General features: G+C 50.3%; 17 protein-coding genes. 16 read left to right on the plus strand and 1 reads right to left on the minus strand.

All coding sequences use genetic code 11. From position 1 onward, the window contains the following. Positions 1 to 283 precede the first annotated feature (283 nt). The 4 genes from IC803_RS06840 to IC803_RS06855 are packed head-to-tail and all read left to right on the plus strand — an operon-like array spanning position 284 to position 4,465. On the plus strand, positions 284 to 1,384 hold the full coding sequence (locus IC803_RS06840) for an ABC transporter ATP-binding protein (RefSeq protein ID WP_081211027.1): 1,101 nt from the start codon (positions 284 to 286) through the stop codon (positions 1,382 to 1,384). Continuing rightward, positions 1,381 to 2,325, plus strand: a complete 945-nt coding sequence (locus tag IC803_RS06845; RefSeq protein ID WP_081211028.1) for a carbohydrate ABC transporter permease — start codon at positions 1,381 to 1,383, stop codon at positions 2,323 to 2,325. The genes IC803_RS06840 and IC803_RS06845 overlap by 4 nt, the downstream gene beginning before the upstream one ends. Next, on the plus strand, positions 2,322 to 3,134 hold the full coding sequence (locus IC803_RS06850) for a carbohydrate ABC transporter permease (protein ID WP_081211029.1): 813 nt from the start codon (positions 2,322 to 2,324) through the stop codon (positions 3,132 to 3,134). The genes IC803_RS06845 and IC803_RS06850 overlap by 4 nt, the downstream gene beginning before the upstream one ends. Before the next feature lie 17 nt (positions 3,135 to 3,151). Then, on the plus strand, positions 3,152 to 4,465 hold the full coding sequence (locus IC803_RS06855; RefSeq protein WP_081211030.1) for an ABC transporter substrate-binding protein: 1,314 nt from the start codon (positions 3,152 to 3,154) through the stop codon (positions 4,463 to 4,465). 288 nt (positions 4,466 to 4,753) lie between these two features. Here IC803_RS06855 and IC803_RS06860 read toward each other — a convergent pair whose 3' ends face one another. Continuing rightward, positions 4,754 to 5,275 carry a hypothetical protein gene (locus IC803_RS06860; protein WP_190304277.1) on the minus strand — a complete coding sequence of 174 codons (522 nt, stop codon included), beginning with the start codon at positions 5,273 to 5,275 and terminating at the stop codon, positions 4,754 to 4,756. 348 nt (positions 5,276 to 5,623) lie between these two features. Here IC803_RS06860 and IC803_RS06865 point away from each other — a divergent pair, with 348 nt between their 5' ends. From IC803_RS06865 to IC803_RS06920, 12 genes are all read left to right on the plus strand, one after another. Then, positions 5,624 to 6,772 carry a CapA family protein gene (locus IC803_RS06865; protein WP_081211033.1) on the plus strand — a complete coding sequence of 383 codons (1,149 nt, stop codon included), beginning with the start codon at positions 5,624 to 5,626 and terminating at the stop codon, positions 6,770 to 6,772. A 443-nt stretch (positions 6,773 to 7,215) separates the two neighbouring features. Next, a complete protein-coding gene (locus tag IC803_RS06870) occupies positions 7,216 to 7,533 on the plus strand; it encodes a hypothetical protein (protein ID WP_081211035.1) in 318 nt (105 codons plus the stop codon). Between the two features lie 172 nt (positions 7,534 to 7,705). Beyond that, the gene (locus tag IC803_RS06875) at positions 7,706 to 9,196 is read left to right on the plus strand and encodes an alkaline phosphatase family protein (protein WP_081211037.1); all 1,491 of its coding nucleotides are present in this window, start codon (positions 7,706 to 7,708) and stop codon (positions 9,194 to 9,196) included. A 520-nt stretch (positions 9,197 to 9,716) separates the two neighbouring features. Continuing rightward, positions 9,717 to 11,198 (plus strand): aldehyde dehydrogenase family protein, encoded by a 1,482-nt coding sequence (locus IC803_RS06880; protein WP_223812033.1) that lies wholly within the window; start codon positions 9,717 to 9,719, stop codon positions 11,196 to 11,198. Positions 11,199 to 11,273: 75 nt separating this feature from the next. Continuing rightward, the gene (locus IC803_RS06885; protein ID WP_370543807.1) at positions 11,274 to 12,080 is read left to right on the plus strand and encodes an enoyl-CoA hydratase/isomerase family protein; all 807 of its coding nucleotides are present in this window, start codon (positions 11,274 to 11,276) and stop codon (positions 12,078 to 12,080) included. Between the two features lie 149 nt (positions 12,081 to 12,229). After that, complete coding sequence (locus IC803_RS06890; RefSeq protein WP_081211392.1) at positions 12,230 to 13,105, plus strand: PaaX family transcriptional regulator; 876 nt, start codon at positions 12,230 to 12,232, stop codon at positions 13,103 to 13,105. 91 nt (positions 13,106 to 13,196) lie between these two features. Next, entirely contained in the window at positions 13,197 to 14,171 is a 975-nt protein-coding gene (locus tag IC803_RS06895) for an MBL fold metallo-hydrolase (protein ID WP_081211390.1), read from the plus strand. 304 nt (positions 14,172 to 14,475) lie between these two features. Next, positions 14,476 to 15,411, plus strand: a complete 936-nt coding sequence (locus tag IC803_RS06900) for a Phenylacetic acid catabolic protein (RefSeq protein WP_081211388.1) — start codon at positions 14,476 to 14,478, stop codon at positions 15,409 to 15,411. Beyond that, entirely contained in the window at positions 15,411 to 15,731 is a 321-nt protein-coding gene (locus tag IC803_RS06905; protein ID WP_081211386.1) for a metal-sulfur cluster assembly factor, read from the plus strand. The genes IC803_RS06900 and IC803_RS06905 overlap by 1 nt, the downstream gene beginning before the upstream one ends. Further along, positions 15,728 to 15,943, plus strand: coding sequence for a hypothetical protein (locus IC803_RS06910; protein WP_063165709.1), 216 nt, complete (start codon positions 15,728 to 15,730; stop codon positions 15,941 to 15,943). Before IC803_RS06905 ends, IC803_RS06910 begins: the two co-directional genes overlap by 4 nt. A gap of 17 nt (positions 15,944 to 15,960) precedes the next feature. Further along, positions 15,961 to 16,605, plus strand: a complete 645-nt coding sequence (locus tag IC803_RS06915) for a Phenylacetic acid catabolic protein (RefSeq protein ID WP_081211384.1) — start codon at positions 15,961 to 15,963, stop codon at positions 16,603 to 16,605. Between the two features lie 155 nt (positions 16,606 to 16,760). Beyond that, on the plus strand, positions 16,761 to 17,558 hold the full coding sequence (locus IC803_RS06920) for an enoyl-CoA hydratase/isomerase family protein (protein WP_063165711.1): 798 nt from the start codon (positions 16,761 to 16,763) through the stop codon (positions 17,556 to 17,558). Positions 17,559 to 17,645: the final 87 nt, after the last annotated feature.

Genomic DNA, 17,645 nt, shown 5'->3' on the forward strand with positions numbered 1-17,645 from the left:
AAAGACAGGACGCTCTGCGTTGTCAGGGCGTCTTTTTTATCATCCTAAAACGGGAAGACCTCCCATTTTTTATAAGTCAGCTCAACCGAGGGACGTACGGGGACAGCTTGGTGAGCCGTCCGCCGTAGAGCGGGAGGGCCAGGAATCTCCCAATTTGAAGTGTTAGCGTAGGGGAAGAGCATTCAATTACGAAATATTTACACAAATCGAAAAGTACGTTCAGACAGTATTTACAAAAATGGATTACGATGGAATAGAAAACAGGGAAAGAGGAGGGAAGGGAATGGCGTTTCTTGAGCTTGTCGAAGTGACGAAATCGTATGATGGAAAAAAGCGGGTTGTGGAGAATGTGAGTGTGGCGATTGAATCAGGAGAGTTTTTTGTTCTTGTTGGCCCGTCAGGATGCGGCAAAAGCACGATTTTGCGGCTGATTGCCGGCCTTGAATCGCTGACGTCGGGTTACGTATTGATCGACGGGCAGGTAGCGAACGACTGGCCGCCTCACACCCGTCAATTATCCATGGTTTTTCAAAACTATGCGTTATATCCGCATTTAACGGTGGAGCAAAATATGCGAATCGGCTTGCAGGCGCAAAAGGTGCCGAAAGAAGAACAAATGAGGCGCTGCATGGAAGCGGCAGAAATGCTTGGGATAACGGACGTATTGCAACAGAAGCCGCGGGAGCTATCAGGGGGACAGCGCCAGCGTGTCGCCTTAGGGCGAGCGATCGTTGCAAGAACTCCGCTTTGTTTAATGGACGAGCCGCTCTCCAATTTAGATGCGAAACTGCGGGCCAAAATGCGCAGTGAGCTTCGCCGCTTGCAGCGGCAGCTCGGCATGACGGTCATCTATGTCACTCACGATCAAACAGAGGCAATGACGATGGCAGATCGGATGATGATTTTGCATGCCGGACGCCCGCAGCAAGTTGGCGCTCCGCTCGATATTTACAATCATCCAGACAACACGTTTGTCGCTTCATTTATCGGAACGCCGCCAATGAACTTGGCAGAGGCGCACGTACTTGAACATTCGCTGCTATTGCAAAACGAGCGGCCCATTCGTTTTATGTACCGCCCTTTGCCTAAGGTGGAACGGGTGACGATCGGCCTTCGCCCGGAGCATATCTATCGAGCAGAACTAGGCGAGGGGCATGTGACAGCCAAAGTTGTCCATATCGAATGGCTTGGCAATGAGACGTTCGTGACGTTTGAGCTGACGAAGCATCTTCACTGGACGGCACGATGGAACGGACAATGGAACATAAGACTAGGGGAATTGGCATCATTTTCGTTTGATGAGCGAGCGCTGCTCTTTTTCGATGAGCACGGGAAACGAATCGGGCTTCCGATCAGGAGGGAGGAGGTGCGGATTGACGGATGAATGAACGTGTTTCGCCGGTCTTTCCACCATCGCCATGGCCGGCCCAAGCAAAACAGGCGGCTCGGCAAACAACTGTGAAGTCATGGTTGGAAGGAATGATGTACCTTTTCCCTTCCCTCCTTCTGTTCGGTATATTTTTATTTTATCCGTTAGCTCGAACATTGTACTTAAGTGTGTTTCATACGGACTACCAAGGGAAGCCGACGGAATTTGCTGGGTTAGCGCATTTTGCCGCCTTGTTTCAAGACGAGACGTTTTGGCATAGCGTAAAGACGACGTTTCTATTTGCGGCGCTCACTGTCCCGGCTACAATCGTGATTTCGTTCGGTCTGGCGCTGCTCGTCCATGAAAAGCGGAAAGGAATCGGGATCTTTCGAACGTTTTTCGCTTCTACGATGGGAATGAGCGTGGCCGCCGCTTCTGTCATTTGGATGTTTATGTACAACCCAGCGATTGGGATCATTAACCGCTTGTTGTCTACGACCGGCTTAGCTTCTGTTTCGTGGCTGCTTGATCCCGATACGGCGTTGTATGCGGTGGCGATAGCAACGATATGGATGAATATTGGGTTTACCTTTTTGTTGTTGCTAGCCGGCCTGCAAAACATCGACCCGTCCTTGTACGAAAGCGCGCGCATTGCCGGATTTAGCTATTGGCGCCAATTATGGACGGTGACCGTGCCGCTGCTATCGCCGACATTGTTTTTTGTCACGACTGTCTCGCTCATTCAAGCATTGCAAACGTTCGGACAAATCGACTTTTTAACAAAAGGCGGGCCAGTCGATGCCACGAATGTGTTCGTTTATGCCATTTACCGGGAAGCGTTCGTCAACTACCAGTTCGGTTTCGCGAGTGCCCAGGCGATCGTATTGTTTCTAATCATCGCCGTAATCACGTTTTTGCAGTTTCGGTTTGCTGAGAGGAAGGTGCACTATCAATGAGAACGGTGCGGACAGCTTTGGATTATGGAGTGTTATGCTTATGTTCGGTGCTTCTCTTATTTCCGATGGTCTATGCTCTCTTGATGAGTTTCATGGATGGAGCCGATATTTTCGCGGGGCATCTATGGCCTGACCGCTGGGAGTGGGTCAATTATGAAGCGGCTTTTGAACAGGCGCCACTTGGTCGTTATTTGTTCAATAGCGTATTGGTCGCCTCAGTGATTACGGTCGGGCGCCTGATCGTTTCGAGCTTGGCTGCTTTTGCCTTTGTGTTTCTCCGTTTTCCAGGCCGGGATCTATGGTTTTACGTTTGCATTGCAACGATGCTTGTTCCGTGGGAGGCGACTGTCATTCCGAATTTTTTAACGATCCAGCAGCTCGGCTGGACGAACGATTACTTAGGGTTAACCGTGCCGTTTTGGGCGATGGCATTTGGCATCTTTTTATTGCGGCAGCAGTTTCGCCAAATTCCTCATGAGCTGTACGAGGCGGCCCGTCTGTCCGGCATCGGGAATTTCCGCTTTTTTTGCCGCGTCGTGCTTCCGCTTTCGAAAACGGGCTTGGTGACGTTGGCCGTTTATAGTTTCTTAGATGCTTGGAATATGTATTTATGGCCGCTGCTCGTTACGAACGATGACCGCGTCCGCACCGTGCAGATTGGGCTGAAACAGCTACAGACGCAGGAGATTGCGAGCAGCTGGGGTGTCGTCATGGCAGCGGCTGTCGTCGCGATGCTGCCGACATTGCTGCTATTGTTTGCCGGCCAGAAGCAATTGCGCAAAGGGTTTATGCAAGGAGCGATTCAATAGCGGGGAGGAGAAAAAAGGTGAGAAGCGTTCTGATTGTTTTAATAGCTTTAGTATGGCTTGGAGCAGGATGCTCAAGCGTCGGTTCCAATGGGGGGGCGGCCGGTAAAAAGACGGAAGTCGTGTTTTGGCATTCGATGAGCGGGGACTTGCAGACGGTGTTACATGACATTGTAGCGGATTTTAATCAAACCCATTCGGAGATTGAGGTAAAGCCTGTGTTTCAAGGTACATATGAGGAAGCGCTGACGAAATGGAACACGGTAGCTGGGACGGAAGATGCGCCAACGATCATGCAGACGTTTGAAGTCGGGACGAAATATATGATTGACAGCGGGCAAATTGTTCCCGTGCAAACATGGATCGATAAGGATAAGTATGACGTTTCGCAATGGGAGAAAAACATTGTCAGCTATTATACGGTTGACGGCCGCATTTACTCGATGCCGTTTAACTCCTCAACGCCTGTGTTGATTTACAATAAAGATGCATTTCGCGAGGCCGGGCTCGATCCTGAGAACCCTCCGCTCACCTACAGCGAGCTGAAAGAAGCGGCGAAAAAGCTGACGAAGAAAAAAGGAAACGAAACGGTGCAATATGGGTTTTCGATTTTGAACTATGGCTGGTTTTTTGAAGAGATGGTGGCGGTGCAAGGTGGATTGTATGTGAACAACGATAACGGTCGAAGCGGCGATGCAACAAAAGCGGTGTTTAACGAAGAGGAAGGAAAACGTGTGTTTGAGTTGATCCGCGATATGCACCGAGACGGCACGTTTTATAACGCCGGTCAAAACTGGGATGACATGCGTGCCGCCTTTCAAGCTGGGAAGGTAGCGATGTACTTGGATTCGTCCGCTGGTGTCAAAACAGTGATCAATCATTCACCATTTGATGTAGGCGTCTCCTATTTGCCTGTTCCGGATGGTGTTGAACGCCAAGGCGTCGTCATCGGAGGGGCTTCACTTTGGATGATGAAAGGAAGCAGCGAAGAGGAACAAAAGGCGGCATGGGAGTTCATGAAATACTTGACAACCGCTCCGGTTCAAGCGGAATGGCACGTGCGGACAGGTTATTTTGCCATCAACCCGGCTGCCTATAAGGAGCCGCTTGTCAAAGATGAATGGAAAACATATCCGCAGTTAAAAGTGACCGTTGACCAGCTGCATGAAACAAAATCAACCCCTGCCACCCAAGGGGCGCTAATCACAGTTTTTCCGGAATCGCGGCAACATGTTGTGAAGGCGATGGAACGGTTATATGAAGGGGTTGATCCGCAAGAGGCGCTCAATAAAGCAGTGGAAGAAACGAATCAAGCATTGCAACAGGAGAATTGATTGAAGTGCCGTATTGAGGATGCAAGCAAGGCCACACGGGTTGATCCCGTGTGGCTTTTTCGTGAATCAGCGGGAGATACGCATCCTCCTGTCGCAAAAAGGCCGGCCAATGCCTGCAGCCGCTTGAAGTGCCTGCGCTGAAACAGCTTATACTAGCCCATGGCATTGATCCAGCCCGCAAAGCGCGGAGATGGCGTGCGAAAGAACGGATCGTCCGGTTTATCGTCGAGTCGGTGCAAAACAAATGGAAAAGGGAGACGTTTTCCTGGAGCAATAACGTTGTGCCTGCTAGTTCGCCGTTTTCAACAAGTGAATCTCCTCTTCCGTACGGGCGATGCGGCTAATTTGATAGTCGAGCCGCTGATGAATGAGCGAGATGTCTTCTTTTGTCGCCATTTGTGCGCGAATATCGACGATCTCTCCGCGAATGGCGGCGATGTCATGGCGCATGGCATCTTGAATGCTTCTCTGTTCAAGCTGGTTGTCGCGGACAGCCTTGACCATCTCCGTATTTTCTTTCACTTGTTCTTTCAGCCAATGAAGCTCTTCTTCTTGCTTGTCCATTCGTTTCTCAAGTTTGTCTACTTTTTGTTTTACTGCCTGTACTTCTTGCTTCATAGTGTCTATATCTTGCTTCATGGTTTCCATATCTTGTTTCATGGTTTCCATATCTTGTTTCATGGTTTCCATATCTTGTTTCATGGTTTCCATATCTTGCTTCATCGTCTGCATGTCTTGCTTGATCGCAGCCATATCGTTTGCCAGGTTTTGCACCAGTTCAGTCAATTGGTGAAGAAGCTGTTCCTGCATGGGCGCACCTCCTTTCGATCACATCATTGGGGCATTTCCGGAGCAGAAAGGCAGAGGAGTATAACGTGCGAGGGCGGAGAGGAAATGCCTGCATGTTCATTATACCATAGACAAGGCGGGCCATCATCCAGAAATGGCTCAACAATCAATCGAGAAAAAGAATGACAAAAGAAGGAAGAGAAGGGGAGTGTGTCGAAAAGATATAAAGCTGATCATTTTGCGATCCAGACGACTGGGGAAAGGCTAACGAAGACGTTTTTGAGGAGAGGGGAGAGCAGATACATCATCGTTCTGAGTTTTTGTTGTTCTGTTTACGTTAAAAACGGCTGATCGATAGGGGAAGGGAGAATGAACTCTGTTGTTAGGGGAAGAAACGCAGCACTTGTATTTCTTTTGTCATTATTTTTATTTTCATGCAGTAACCCTGACCGCGGCGCCCAAGAAGTGTTAGCGGCGCGGAACGGGGCGGTGAAGCCGGCAGCTATGCATCCGCCGCTGCCGGGTCCGGCTGACAAAGCGGCGGTGGCGTCAGCCTCTGCCAAACAAGCGGCGTCGAACGAAATGCGCATCACGGTAAGCGCGGCGGGCGATGTGACGCTTGGACGCGACGAAAATTACGGCTATGCGTATTCGTTTGACGATGAAGCGAAGAGGCATGGCTTGCGCTACTTTACGAAATATATTAAGCCGATCTTCGAAAACGACGATTTTACGACCGTCAATTTGGAGACAACGCTGACGACAGCGACGCGCAAGGCAAGCAAAACGTTTCGTTTTCGCGGCCACCCGAGCTATGCGAAAATTTTAACATACGGGGGCATTGATGCCGTGAACTTGGCAAATAATCATACATACGATTATTTGCAAAAAGGGTATCAAGATACGATCGCCAATCTAAAAAAAGAAAAGATCGGTTATTTCGGTCGAACGCTCCGGCTGATGAAAACCGTCAAGGGCATTCAAATTGGAGCGCTCGGCTATGAAGGCTGGAGCAATACAAGCACATTGCGCAAACAAATTGCTGGTGACATTCGCACCTTGCGGAACCAAGGAGCCGATCTCATCCTCGTTCATTTCCATTGGGGAATCGAACGAAGCTATGTGCCAAACGGCACCCAAAAGGCGCTCGGCCGCTTTGCGATTGACAGCGGCGCCGATTTGGTCGTTGGCCATCATCCGCACGTCGTGCAAGGGATTGAAGAGTATAAAGGTAAATTTATTGTCTACAGCCTCGGCAATTTTATGTTTGGTGGAAACAAAAACCCGAGCGACAAAGATACGTTTGTCTTCCAGCAAGTGTTTTCTTTCCAAAACGGCAAGCGGACGGCAAAGAAAGAAATTCGCGTCATCCCGTTCCGTATTTCGTCAGTGACGACACGAAACAACTACCAGCCGGTTCCGCTCACAGGAAAGGAAGCGACTCGGGTGAAAAACAAGATTATTTCGCTGTCGGCAAAAGTGAAAAAACCGACATGGACGGCATACGAAGTGAAGTAAAAAGGATGGCCTCTGTTTCGGTCATCCTTCCACTTTTTTTCACTATTTCCATTTTGTGATTAAGGCGGCCCCAACTGCTATCAAGCTTGCCCTAAAAGGCCGGTGAAAAACGGCTGTCACGAGCAAATCAGCGGCATTTCGCTAAAAAAGAAAGCTGATTCCACAGGGTTTCTCTAATTGATAAACAGATGGAACTAGCAGTATTTTGTACGAAATCACCAGCCCTGTGCACCATCCGATGCCGGTTCGTTTTTTTTTGTTTGCCGGATCGCGCCTTGCTCTTTTCCTTTTTCATACACCCAAATATCGTTTTGAATCGTGATGCGGCTTTTAACAACCCCGGATCTGTCCGTGTCCGTTAACGTTTTCCATGTATGACTTTCCGTCAGCAACGTATGCTAACCGTTGAACAGAAGCCGTTAGGCAAAGGAGGTGTACGTGCGATGGATCGCTTATTCCGCCTGTTCGCCGTTCGGCGCGGCCGCGGTCTATGGAATCAATGGCGAATGCTCCCCGGACGGCGGCGAAACAATAACGCGATATGGGCTCTTGTCAGCTTAGGCTTCGGTGCGGCTGCCGCAGCGATGCTTGGCGCCAGAAGAGGCGCGCGCATGGCGCCGATGCCCCGGGGGCCGGTGCAAAATATGATTCGCGGCTTAAACCGCTGGGTGGGGCGCCGGATGGGAACGCCGCGGTTTGCCACAGCAGAATTCGCCGAAGAAATGGCTCCTTGGCGGCCGGGAGACGAGGAGAAAAAATAACGACGGTTGTCCCTTTGCTCAATTGGCCGGCAGCATGGCGTCTGCCGGCTTTTTCTTCTATATTTTAGCATGCCCCGCTTTGGTTTCCGCCTATGTATATTGGCTAAACTAACGCTGTAGAGGGCGTTTTCCGCCCTAGCTTGGCGGAAGTGTAGTGAAAGGGGGATGAAGAATGCCAAGACGGGTCATTCTGTTGATCATTGATTCATTAATGTATCCCGCCCTCGAGAAGGCGGTGGGCGAAGGAGCAGCTCCGGCTTTCCAGTTTTTTATGGAAAAAGGGGTGGTGTATCCGAACGTAGTGACCGCCTTTCCAACGATGTCCGTCACGGTCGACAGTTCGCTTTTGACTGGAACGTATGCGGACGTCCATCGGGTGCCCGGACTTGTTTGGTTTCATGACGAAGAGAAGCGGCTGATCAACTATGGAAGTCATGTGCGGGAGTTATGGAGACTTGGCTTGTTGCGGGCGCTCGATGATATGTTCTACCGCTTGAACAACGAACATTTAAGCCAGAGCATCGCCACCATCCACGAGGAGCTGGCGGCCAAAGGGAAGGAAAGCGCCTCGATTAATGTCCTTTTGTATCGTGGAAATACGGATCATCCGCTTCGCCTGCCGGCGCTGCTTACGTTGTTCAAGCCATTTCGCGGCCGTCGGAAAACGAAAGGAGCCCGTTTGTTTACATACGGATCATTTGCACGGCTTGGCCCCTCAAATCAGAACGGCCACTTTTGGCAAAAGTATGGATTTAACAACCGTTTTTCTGCTCAAGAGCTCGTTCACCTTATCCGGGCAGACCGTTTGCCGCCTTTTACCATTGTCTATTTTCCGGATATGGACAAAATCGTCCATAAGCACGGACCGATGGATACAAAAGGAATCGTCCAAACGGACAAGCAATTGCAAACCATCCTACACTGTTACGCGAGCTGGGAGGAAGCGCTTCGCGACCAATGCTGGATCATCATGGGGGATAACGGGCAAGCACCGATCCGCGCCGACCGAAACAAAGCGCTCATCGACTTGCGGCGATTGCTTCACCCTTACAACGTGATGGCGCTCAAACGCGGGGTGCAAAAAGACGACGAACTCGTTTTGGCGGTCAATGAACGTATGGCTTTTATTTATACGCTTGATCCGCAACGTGCGCCATTGGCGAGGCTTGCTGAGACGTTGCGGCAGGACGGTCGGATTGATGTCATCGCCTGGCTGGAGGGAGACGCGGCGCACGTCATTTCAGGCGTTCGGAGCGGCACGCTCACGTTTCGGCCAAACGGGGCGCAAACGGATGAGTACGGGCAGCGATGGGATGTTCAGGGAGATCTAGGCGTGCTTGATTTGACAACTAGCGGCGGGCGCATTTCGTACGGCGATTATCCCGACGTGTTGGCTCGGCTGTATAGTTCTTTGACGTCGCATCGCGGGACGTTTCTGATTGTCAGCGCCGCCCCGGGATTTGAATTTATCGGTGAGGGGTCGCCGACCCATGTCGGCGGGGCGAGCCACGGCGCATTGCACCGCCACGATTCGCTCGTGCCGATGATCGTCGCCGGAACGGATTCAGCGCCGAAGCATTTGCGCGTCATCGATCTAAAAGAATGGATATTGTCGCTGCTTGAGGGGGAAACTATGCATGAAATGCGCGAGTCCGATGTGTGAACGTTTTGTTGGAAAATGATAAAATGGGGCGATTGGAAGCAGCGGGACGGTGTGTATCACCGTCTCATTTTTTTATGGAAATTTAAGCGATCGTCTTCTTTCCGTAGAACAGAAACGTGAATAGAGGAGGCAGATGGCCGAACGACAGTGAGGGCGAAAGAATTTGTCGTCCAAGGCTGAGTTTTCTCATTCCCAGCAAGAATGAGGTGGGAAGGCTTCTAAAAAATAATGGTTTAAATTTTCACTTTTTTCAGTTTTATAATTGACAAACCGTTGTTAGTTTAATAGTATTATGTTAAACAGACGATATTAAATAAAACATAATAATGACAAAGAGGTGTCTGACGGATGCCGGCACGTAAGGAGGTACGCTGTTCATTTTGCGGTTCGGCGAATGTGTCGCCGTTATCGATGTTTGGAACCGCTCAGCTTGTATCGCAATATTATTGCCAACAATGCAGGAGTGTGTTTGAGCGGGTGAGATGGAGAAACGATGCCAATGAGAAAGGGGAGACCATTGATGACGATCAAGAAGCATTATCCGCTGTTTATTAACGGCCACTATGTTGATAGCAGCAATGGCGAAGTGTTTGAAACGGTCAATCCGGCGACAGAAGAAGTGATTGCGACGGTCGCCAAGGCGACGAAAGCGGATGTGGACCGTGCTGTCGAAGCGGCGCGCGCGGCATTTGAGTCGGGCAAATGGCAGAAAATGACGGTGGCAAAACGCGCGCGTTTGCTCAATCAAATCGCCAACCTCATGAGAGAGCGATTTGACGATTTAGTGTATGCCGAAGTGTTAAACAGCGGCAAAACGGTTGACGCGGCGAAAGGGCAAATTATGCAGGCAATTGAGGATTTTGAATTTTACGCGGCCGCGGCGATTACGTTGCAAGGGGATACGAACCAAGTTCCAAACGGATTTTTCAACTATACGGTGAAAGAGCCGGTCGGCGTATGCGGCCAAATCATCCCGTGGAACTATCCGCTGATGATGGCGGCTTGGAAGATAGCCCCGGCATTAGCGGCGGGGTGTACGGTCGTGTTAAAGCCAGCAAGCTACACGCCGATCACCGCTTATATGTTGGCAGAAATTTGCCAAGAGGCCGGGGTTCCCGATGGCGTCGTTAACGTGATTACAGGAAGCGGTTCCGAAATTGGCCCGTATATGACCGAACATCCGGGGATTGATAAAGTGGCCTTCACCGGGGAGACGGAAACCGGCAAAGACATTATGCGGCGCGCCTCTGGGACGTTGAAACGGGTGACGCTCGAACTCGGTGGGAAATCGCCAAATATCGTGTTTGATGATTGCGATATAGAAGCAGCTGTCAACGGTTCGCTTTATGGAATTTTTTACAATACAGGGCAGTCGTGTGAAGCGCGCTCGCGGCTGTTTGTCCACGAAGCCATTTACGACGAATTTATGGAAAAATTTATTGAAAAAGCTTCCCGCATCCGCGTCGGCAACCCGTTTGAAAAAGGGGTGCATATGGGAGCGGTCATTTCGCGAAGCCACCAGCAAGTGATCGACGGCTATGTGAAGCTGGCGGTTGAGGAAGGCGGCGAAGTGCTGTACGGCGGAAAAATTCCGGAAGGCGACGAGTTTGCGAAAGGCTACTGGTATATGCCGACGGTGATTGGAAACGTCAAAAACGACATGCGCGTGGCGCAGGAAGAAATTTTCGGGCCGGTCGTTGTCGTTATGAAGTTTCGCGACGAGGAAGAGGTGATCCAACAGGCGAACGATACGATTTTCGGCTTAGGGTCGGCCGTATGGACGAAAGACCACGGAAGAGCCCATCGCGTCGCTTCGCGCATCCGGGCAGGGATTGTCATGGTTAACTCCCCGATTTCCGCCTTCCCAGGAACGCCGTTTGGCGGGTACAAACAGTCAGGATTTGGACGTGAGCTGGCGCTGGAAACGTTGAATTTGTACACCGAAACGAAAAGCGTCGTCTCTTATATCGGCAGCAAGCCGTTGAACTTGTTTGGCATTTAACAAGACAGTCTGAAACGCTCGGATCGCCATAGTTAGGTAAGCAATGCTTCAAATAAATCATCATTTGATGGAGGGATGACGATGGCTAATGCAGTCACAGTGGAGAAAAAATATTTGACGGTTGTGAAAGAAGAAGGGATTGCTGAGATTCATTTGCACATTAACAAGTCGAACTCGTACGATCTGGAATTTTACAAAGAATTCAATGCGGCGATTGACGACATCCGCTTTGATCCGGACATCAAAGTCGTCATCATCATGAGCGATGTGCCGAAGTTTTTCTCGGCGGGGGCGGACATCAACTTTTTGCGTTCGGCCGACCCGCGGTTCAAAACGCAATTTTGCTTGTTCTGCAATGAGACGCTCGATAAAATCGCCCGCTCGCCGCAAGTGTATATCGCTTGTTTAGAAGGGCATACAGTCGGCGGGGGCTTGGAGATGGCGCTGGCGTGCGACTTGCGGTTTATGGGGGATGAAGCAGGAAAAATCGGGCTGCCGGAAGTGACGCTCGGGGTGTTGGCTGGCACGGGCGGAACGCAGCGGCTGGCGCGGCTCGTTGGCTACTCGCGGGCGTTGGATATGAACATTACGGGAGAAACGATCACGCCGCAAGAGGCGCTTGACATCGGGCTGGTGAACCGGGTGTTCCCGCAGGCGGAAACGAGAGAGCGGACGCGGGAGTATGCGCGCAAGCTCGTCAACAGCGCGACGTATGCGATTTCAAACATCAAGCTGTCGATCATGAACGGGAAAGAAATGCCGCTCAACGTGGCGATCCGCTATGAAGGCGAGCTGCAAAACTTGCTGTTCCGTTCGGAAGACGCCAAAGAAGGGTTGAGCGCATTTTTGGAAAAACGCCAGCCAAATTGGAAAGGGATTTAACACACTTTTTATGCATATCGGCCGGTTTGGCCGATATGTTTTTATGTAAAAACGATCATTTTATGGAAAAATAGTCATTCTGAGATTGAAAAAGAGAGGGGAAATGTAACATAATAAAAGAAAAATCTGAAAAAGACAGGTGTGTTGCAATGAAGCCAAGAGCACTTATGTTTACGCTATTCGGGGAATATATTCAACATTATGGGAATGAAGTGTGGATTGGAAGCTTGATTCAGATGATGTCCCACTTCGGCATTTCCGAGTCGTCCATTCGCGGGGCGGCACTAAGGATGGTGCAGCAAGAATTTTTTGAAGTGCGGAAAATCGGCAATAACAGCTATTACTCGCTGACGCCGAAAGGGAAGCGGACGATGATGGATGGATTCACCCGCGTCTATTCGCTGCGGAACTATAAATGGGATGGCCGCTGGCGCGTGTTGACATATTCCGTTCCGGAAGAAAAGCGAGAGCTGCGCAGCCAGATCCGCAAAGAATTAAGTTTAATGGGATTTGGCCTTATTTCTCACGGAACGTGGGCGAGCCCGAACCCGATTGAACCGCAAGTCATGGAATGGATTAAAGATTATCGTTTAGAGCCGTATGTGATTTTATTTACGGCGGATTCCATCGTGTCGCACAGCAACGAGCAAATCATCGAGCGCGGTTGGGATTTTGCCTATATCGCCAAAGAATATGACAAGTTTATTGAAACGTATGAACAAAAATATGAGGAGTTTCAAAAACGGGCTTGGAACAATGAGCTGACCGACCGCGAATGTTTTGTTGAGCGGACGAAGCTTGTGCATGAATACCGAAGCTTTTTCTTTATTGACCCGGGTTTTCCGCACGATTTATTGCCGGACGACTGGAGTGGAACGAGAGCGCGGGAGCTGTTTTTTAATGTTCATCAGCTGCTGGCTGTTCCCGCCATTCGGTACTTTGAAACGTTGTTTGAGCCCGCTCCGGACCGTGAATCGGCGTTCAACCGCGATAGGGCGATCAACCCGTTTATGGAGATGATTTAGCGGCTGGACTGAAAACATCGGCAGATTCGTTTTTTGATTGGCTGTTGCATAGAGACAAAGAGATCACGATGATAGAGGGGAGAGGAAACAGATGCTACATAAAGAAATTGAAGCCGTGGGGGACGGGATTTATCGCGTTCCGATTCCCGTCCCGTTTCCGATGAAATATGTGTATTGTTACGTATGCCAAGAGACAGACGGGTGGAGCTTGGTCGACGTTGGATTTCGTTGCCCTGAGGCCATGCACGCTTGGGAAGCGGCCTTCCGGCAATTAGGAATCAAGCCGCGGCACGTTCGCGCCATTTATATCACCCACTTCCATCCCGATCATTTTGGCCTTGCTGGTTGGATGCAGCAACAGACGGAAGCGCCGATATGGATCAGTGAACCGGATCAGGCGATGGCCGAACGGGTGTGGGGGGAAGAGAGCTCCCAAGCGAGCGAAGTTGCTGCACTGTTTCGCTGCCATGGCGTTCCGGATGAACTTGCGGCTGAAATTGAAGAGAACATGTGGAAGTTATCATTGCGCGTCAGCCCGTTTCCGGTGTTAACGGTTTTAGATCACCGCGAGATTGTGCTTGGGCAACGGCGGTGGGTCGTCATCCCGGTTCCAGGGCATAGTGACGGTCTAGTCAGTTTTTATCAGCCGGAATCGCGCCAACTGTTAGTATCGGATCATGTGCTTGACCGCATTACCCCGAATATTAGCGTATGGCCGGGCGCCCACCCGAATCCGTTAGAGCAATATTTCGCCTCTTTGCGTAAAGTCGAGGCGCTCGATGTCGACATTGCCCTGCCTGCCCACGGTGCGGTGATCCGCCAGTTTCGCGAGCGGATCAGCGATATTTTCCGCCATCATGAACAACGGCTGCAAAAGATGAAAACGCTGACAGAGAAGGGGCGCACTGCTTATGAAGTGGCCCATCTCGTGTTCGGCCATAAGCCGCTGACCGCGCACCAATGGCGGTTTGCGGTGGCGGAAACGTTGGCGCATTTGGAATATTTGCGCTCTATCGGTCAAGTGCAAACAGAGGAACATAACAATATGATTGTGTATGTATCATGACGAACGGCCAGCTGTGCAGACAGCTAGGCTTTTTTTTGTCTCGTTAAACAACAAGGGATTGCGCTGCGCAGCTTTCTGATTACACGAAAAATATACGGACGGAAAACAAACATTGAACGTTACAAAAGGCGATCTGCGGAGATTGATAAAAGGAGGGGGGCGGAATATTTAGAAAATCTAAGGGAATTAAAGAAAAATAATTTTCGGATTTTTTCTATTTTTAAGTTGACAACGAACTTTATAGTGTATTAACATTATGTATATAATACGATAGTTAAAAAAACATAATAAAGAGGGTGAGGATATGGATCAAGCGACAATGCTGAAAGAAAAAGTTCAAAACGGATTTATCGTCGAAGGGATCGAGGATATGAATGAGGAGTATTTGGCAGCGTTGAAACAGACATTGACGATCGTCGGCGACACCGAACTGTTAAGCGTTCCGCCGCTATTGACTGTGTATGACCAAGCGCCGACGCTCAACAGCAAAATTACGGCGCTGGCCATTATGCAAGATGAAATTGGCCATGCCCACATCGCTTACCGGCTGCTGAAAGATTTAGGTGAAGATGTCGATCAGCTGCTTTACGAGCGGGAAGCGAACCGCTGGAAAAACCCGTACGCTTTCGATTTTGAACTGTCAAACTGGATTGAACTTGGTGTCTTTAACGCCTTTTTTGACCGGGCGGGCTACACGCTCCTTGGCGATGCGTTTGAGTATACGTCCTACGGGCCGTGGAAGCGGGCGCTTGTGAAAGTCGACAAAGAAGAGCTGTTCCATCTCAGAAACGGCGAAATCATTATGAGAACGGCCATGCAAGATCCAAACTTGCGTGAAGAAGTACAAAAAGCCGTCGATTGGATGTTTTTAATGGCGCTTGAGTTTTTCGGGGTGGAAGACCGGCTGAAAAGCCGCTCGGCGCAACTTGAGTACCGCCTAAAAGGACGGACAAACGATGAGCTGCGGCAAAAATGGCTGTCAACGGCCGTTCCGTTCTGCGAATCGATCGGTGTCAAAGTCCCTGCCCATTACGATGAAGAGCAACAAAAATACGTGCTCGATGTGCCGTTCCCGTGCAAGTTTGATCCGGTGAATAAAAAATGGCTGTTCGACCAGCCGGACACGTGGGATAACGTCATCAAACGGTTTAAACAGCGGGGGCCGAAAAATAAAGAATTCGTTGCCCGGATTCAAAAAGGGGCCAAAGAGTTTGAACAATTGCGAAAGGAAGCGGTGTAATGGGCAAACAAGGCACCGAAAAATATTGGCAGGCGCTGAAAGAAGTGATGGATCCGGAATTTCCGATCAGCGTCGTCGATATGGGATTGATTTACGATATTGAAAAAAACGACGATGAACTGCATGTCACCATGACGTATACGGCGGTATCGTGCGCCTGTATGGAATGGATCGAGCAAGATATCCGCGATCGTTTGCTTAAGGAAGAAGACATTCGCGATGTGCATATTTACGTCGTCTGGGATCCGCCGTGGACGGTTGACCGGATCAGCCCGGAAGGACGCGAAAAATTAAAATATTGGGGGGTGAGCTCAACATGACGGCGACCCAGCAGCGAAAAACGTTTGATATTTTCGCCCGCGTAAAGCGGGGTGACCAATTGGCCCATATCGGCACGGTGGAAGCAGAAAATGAAGAGCTGGCAAAAGTGTATGCTTCTTATACGTACGATGAAGAGGACTGGGCGGAAATGGTCGTTGTCGACCGCAGCGAGCTCGTTTGGGTGAGAAAACCGAAATGGCTGTTTGCCTAAAAAGGAGTGAAGGATGAATGGAACCGATGCAGCCGAGTGTACATTCGCTCGTTGAACTGCTTGAAACGATCGCTGACAATAAATACGTGCTTGGCGACCGCCTTGTGGAAGTCGGGGTCAGCGGTCCAAATTTGGAAGCGACGCTGGCCGCGATCGCGATGGCCCAAGGAGAATTAGGGCACGCTCGCTTGCTGTACAACTGGTGTTTTGATTTGCGCGGAGGAAAAGGAAAAAAACCGGAAATTTACGGACAATCCGGAAAAGCGATGGCAAGCGCCGTCAACGTGCATAACTGGATCACGCTCATCGCGGCACTATATACCGTGAACACGGCCATTGATGCGGTCTTGCAATCGGCGCTGCAGGCGAACCATCCGGCTGTTGTTTCTAAAATTCAAAAGCTCGTCCGTGAACAGCAAGACCATATCGTTTACGCGAAAAACTGGGCGCAGCAGCTTATCCATGACCAAGGCGCCGTTCCGCACCGTTTCCGCCAGGCGTTGAACGCTGCGGCGAACGAGGCAGCCGCTTGGTTAAAGGATGTCGAGGACAAGAAAGAGCTGCAGGAGGAAGGGTATTTGCCGAAAGGAGTCCAACTCGTTGAACATTTGCAACGGGAATTGAAAGCGGTTGCTGCTGAACCATTTGTTCAGTTGAAATAAGAAAGACACAACAGGAGGTGAGAAAAAAACAGCACAAAACGAGCGGTGTTCTTCATGTTTTCGGAAATACAAAGACGGAAATGAACTTTCAAAAACGGGTGATTGGACCGTTGCCTGCGTCACATCAAAAATCAATAAGGAAGGGGAATACGAGAATGGTAGCTGTAGAAACGAAAAAACAATACTTGACGGTCGTCAAAGAAGAAGGGATTGCCGAGATTCATTTGCACATTAACAAATCGAACTCGTACGATCTGGAATTTTACAAAGAATTCAATGCGGCGATTGACGACATCCGCTTCGACCCGGACATCAAAGTCGTCATCATCATGAGCGATGTGCCGAAGTTTTTCTCGGCGGGGGCGGACATCAACTTTTTGCGTTCGGCCGACCCGCGGTTCAAAACGCAATTTTGCTTGTTCTGCAATGAGACGCTCGATAAAATCGCCCGCTCGCCGCAAGTGTATATCGCTTGTTTAGAAGGGCATACAGTCGGCGGGGGCTTGGAGATGGCGCTCGCGTGCGACTTGCGGTTTATGGGGGATGAAGCAGGAAAAATCGGGCTGCCGGAAGTGACGCTCGGGGTGTTGGCTGGCACGGGCGGAACGCAGCGGCTGGCGCGGCTCGTTGGCTACTCGCGGGCGTTGGATATGAACATTACGGGAGAAACGATCACGCCGCAAGAGGCGCTTGACATCGGGCTGGTGAACCGGGTGTTCCCGCAGGCGGAAACGAGAGAGCGGACGCGGGAGTATGCGCGCAAGCTCGTCAACAGCGCGACGTATGCGATTTCAAACATCAAGCTGTCGATCATGAACGGGAAAGAAATGCCGCTCAACGTGGCGATCCGCTATGAAGGCGAGCTGCAAAACTTGCTGTTCCGTTCGGAAGACGCCAAAGAAGGGTTGAGCGCATTTTTGGAAAAACGCCAGCCAAATTGGAAAGGGATTTAAGCGCTGCGGTTATGAAGCCCTTGAAATGGGAAGCCGGTTCGTCCATTTCCAAGGGCTTCCTTATGCACACTCATCAAGCAATCTAAT

The organism is Geobacillus sp. 46C-IIa (genome assembly GCF_014679505.1).
In the GTDB taxonomy this organism is placed as follows: domain Bacteria; phylum Bacillota; class Bacilli; order Bacillales; family Anoxybacillaceae; genus Geobacillus.

Coding starts and splice junctions, on each gene's coding strand:
- IC803_RS06840 (WP_081211027.1), top strand. CDS start 284: ATGGCGTTTCTTGAGCTTGTCGAAGTGACGAAATCGTATGATGGAAAA.
- IC803_RS06845 (WP_081211028.1), top strand. CDS start 1,381: ATGAATGAACGTGTTTCGCCGGTCTTTCCACCATCGCCATGGCCGGCC.
- IC803_RS06850 (WP_081211029.1), top strand. CDS start 2,322: ATGAGAACGGTGCGGACAGCTTTGGATTATGGAGTGTTATGCTTATGT.
- IC803_RS06860 (WP_190304277.1), bottom strand. CDS start 5,275: ATGCAGGAACAGCTTCTTCACCAATTGACTGAACTGGTGCAAAACCTG.
- IC803_RS06865 (WP_081211033.1), top strand. CDS start 5,624: ATGAACTCTGTTGTTAGGGGAAGAAACGCAGCACTTGTATTTCTTTTG.
- IC803_RS06870 (WP_081211035.1), top strand. CDS start 7,216: ATGGATCGCTTATTCCGCCTGTTCGCCGTTCGGCGCGGCCGCGGTCTA.
- IC803_RS06875 (WP_081211037.1), top strand. CDS start 7,706: ATGCCAAGACGGGTCATTCTGTTGATCATTGATTCATTAATGTATCCC.
- IC803_RS06880 (WP_223812033.1), top strand. CDS start 9,717: ATGACGATCAAGAAGCATTATCCGCTGTTTATTAACGGCCACTATGTT.
- IC803_RS06885 (WP_370543807.1), top strand. CDS start 11,274: ATGACGATGGCTAATGCAGTCACAGTGGAGAAAAAATATTTGACGGTT.
- IC803_RS06890 (WP_081211392.1), top strand. CDS start 12,230: ATGAAGCCAAGAGCACTTATGTTTACGCTATTCGGGGAATATATTCAA.
- IC803_RS06895 (WP_081211390.1), top strand. CDS start 13,197: ATGCTACATAAAGAAATTGAAGCCGTGGGGGACGGGATTTATCGCGTT.
- IC803_RS06900 (WP_081211388.1), top strand. CDS start 14,476: ATGGATCAAGCGACAATGCTGAAAGAAAAAGTTCAAAACGGATTTATC.
- IC803_RS06905 (WP_081211386.1), top strand. CDS start 15,411: ATGGGCAAACAAGGCACCGAAAAATATTGGCAGGCGCTGAAAGAAGTG.
- IC803_RS06910 (WP_063165709.1), top strand. CDS start 15,728: ATGACGGCGACCCAGCAGCGAAAAACGTTTGATATTTTCGCCCGCGTA.
- IC803_RS06915 (WP_081211384.1), top strand. CDS start 15,961: ATGGAACCGATGCAGCCGAGTGTACATTCGCTCGTTGAACTGCTTGAA.
- IC803_RS06920 (WP_063165711.1), top strand. CDS start 16,761: ATGGTAGCTGTAGAAACGAAAAAACAATACTTGACGGTCGTCAAAGAA.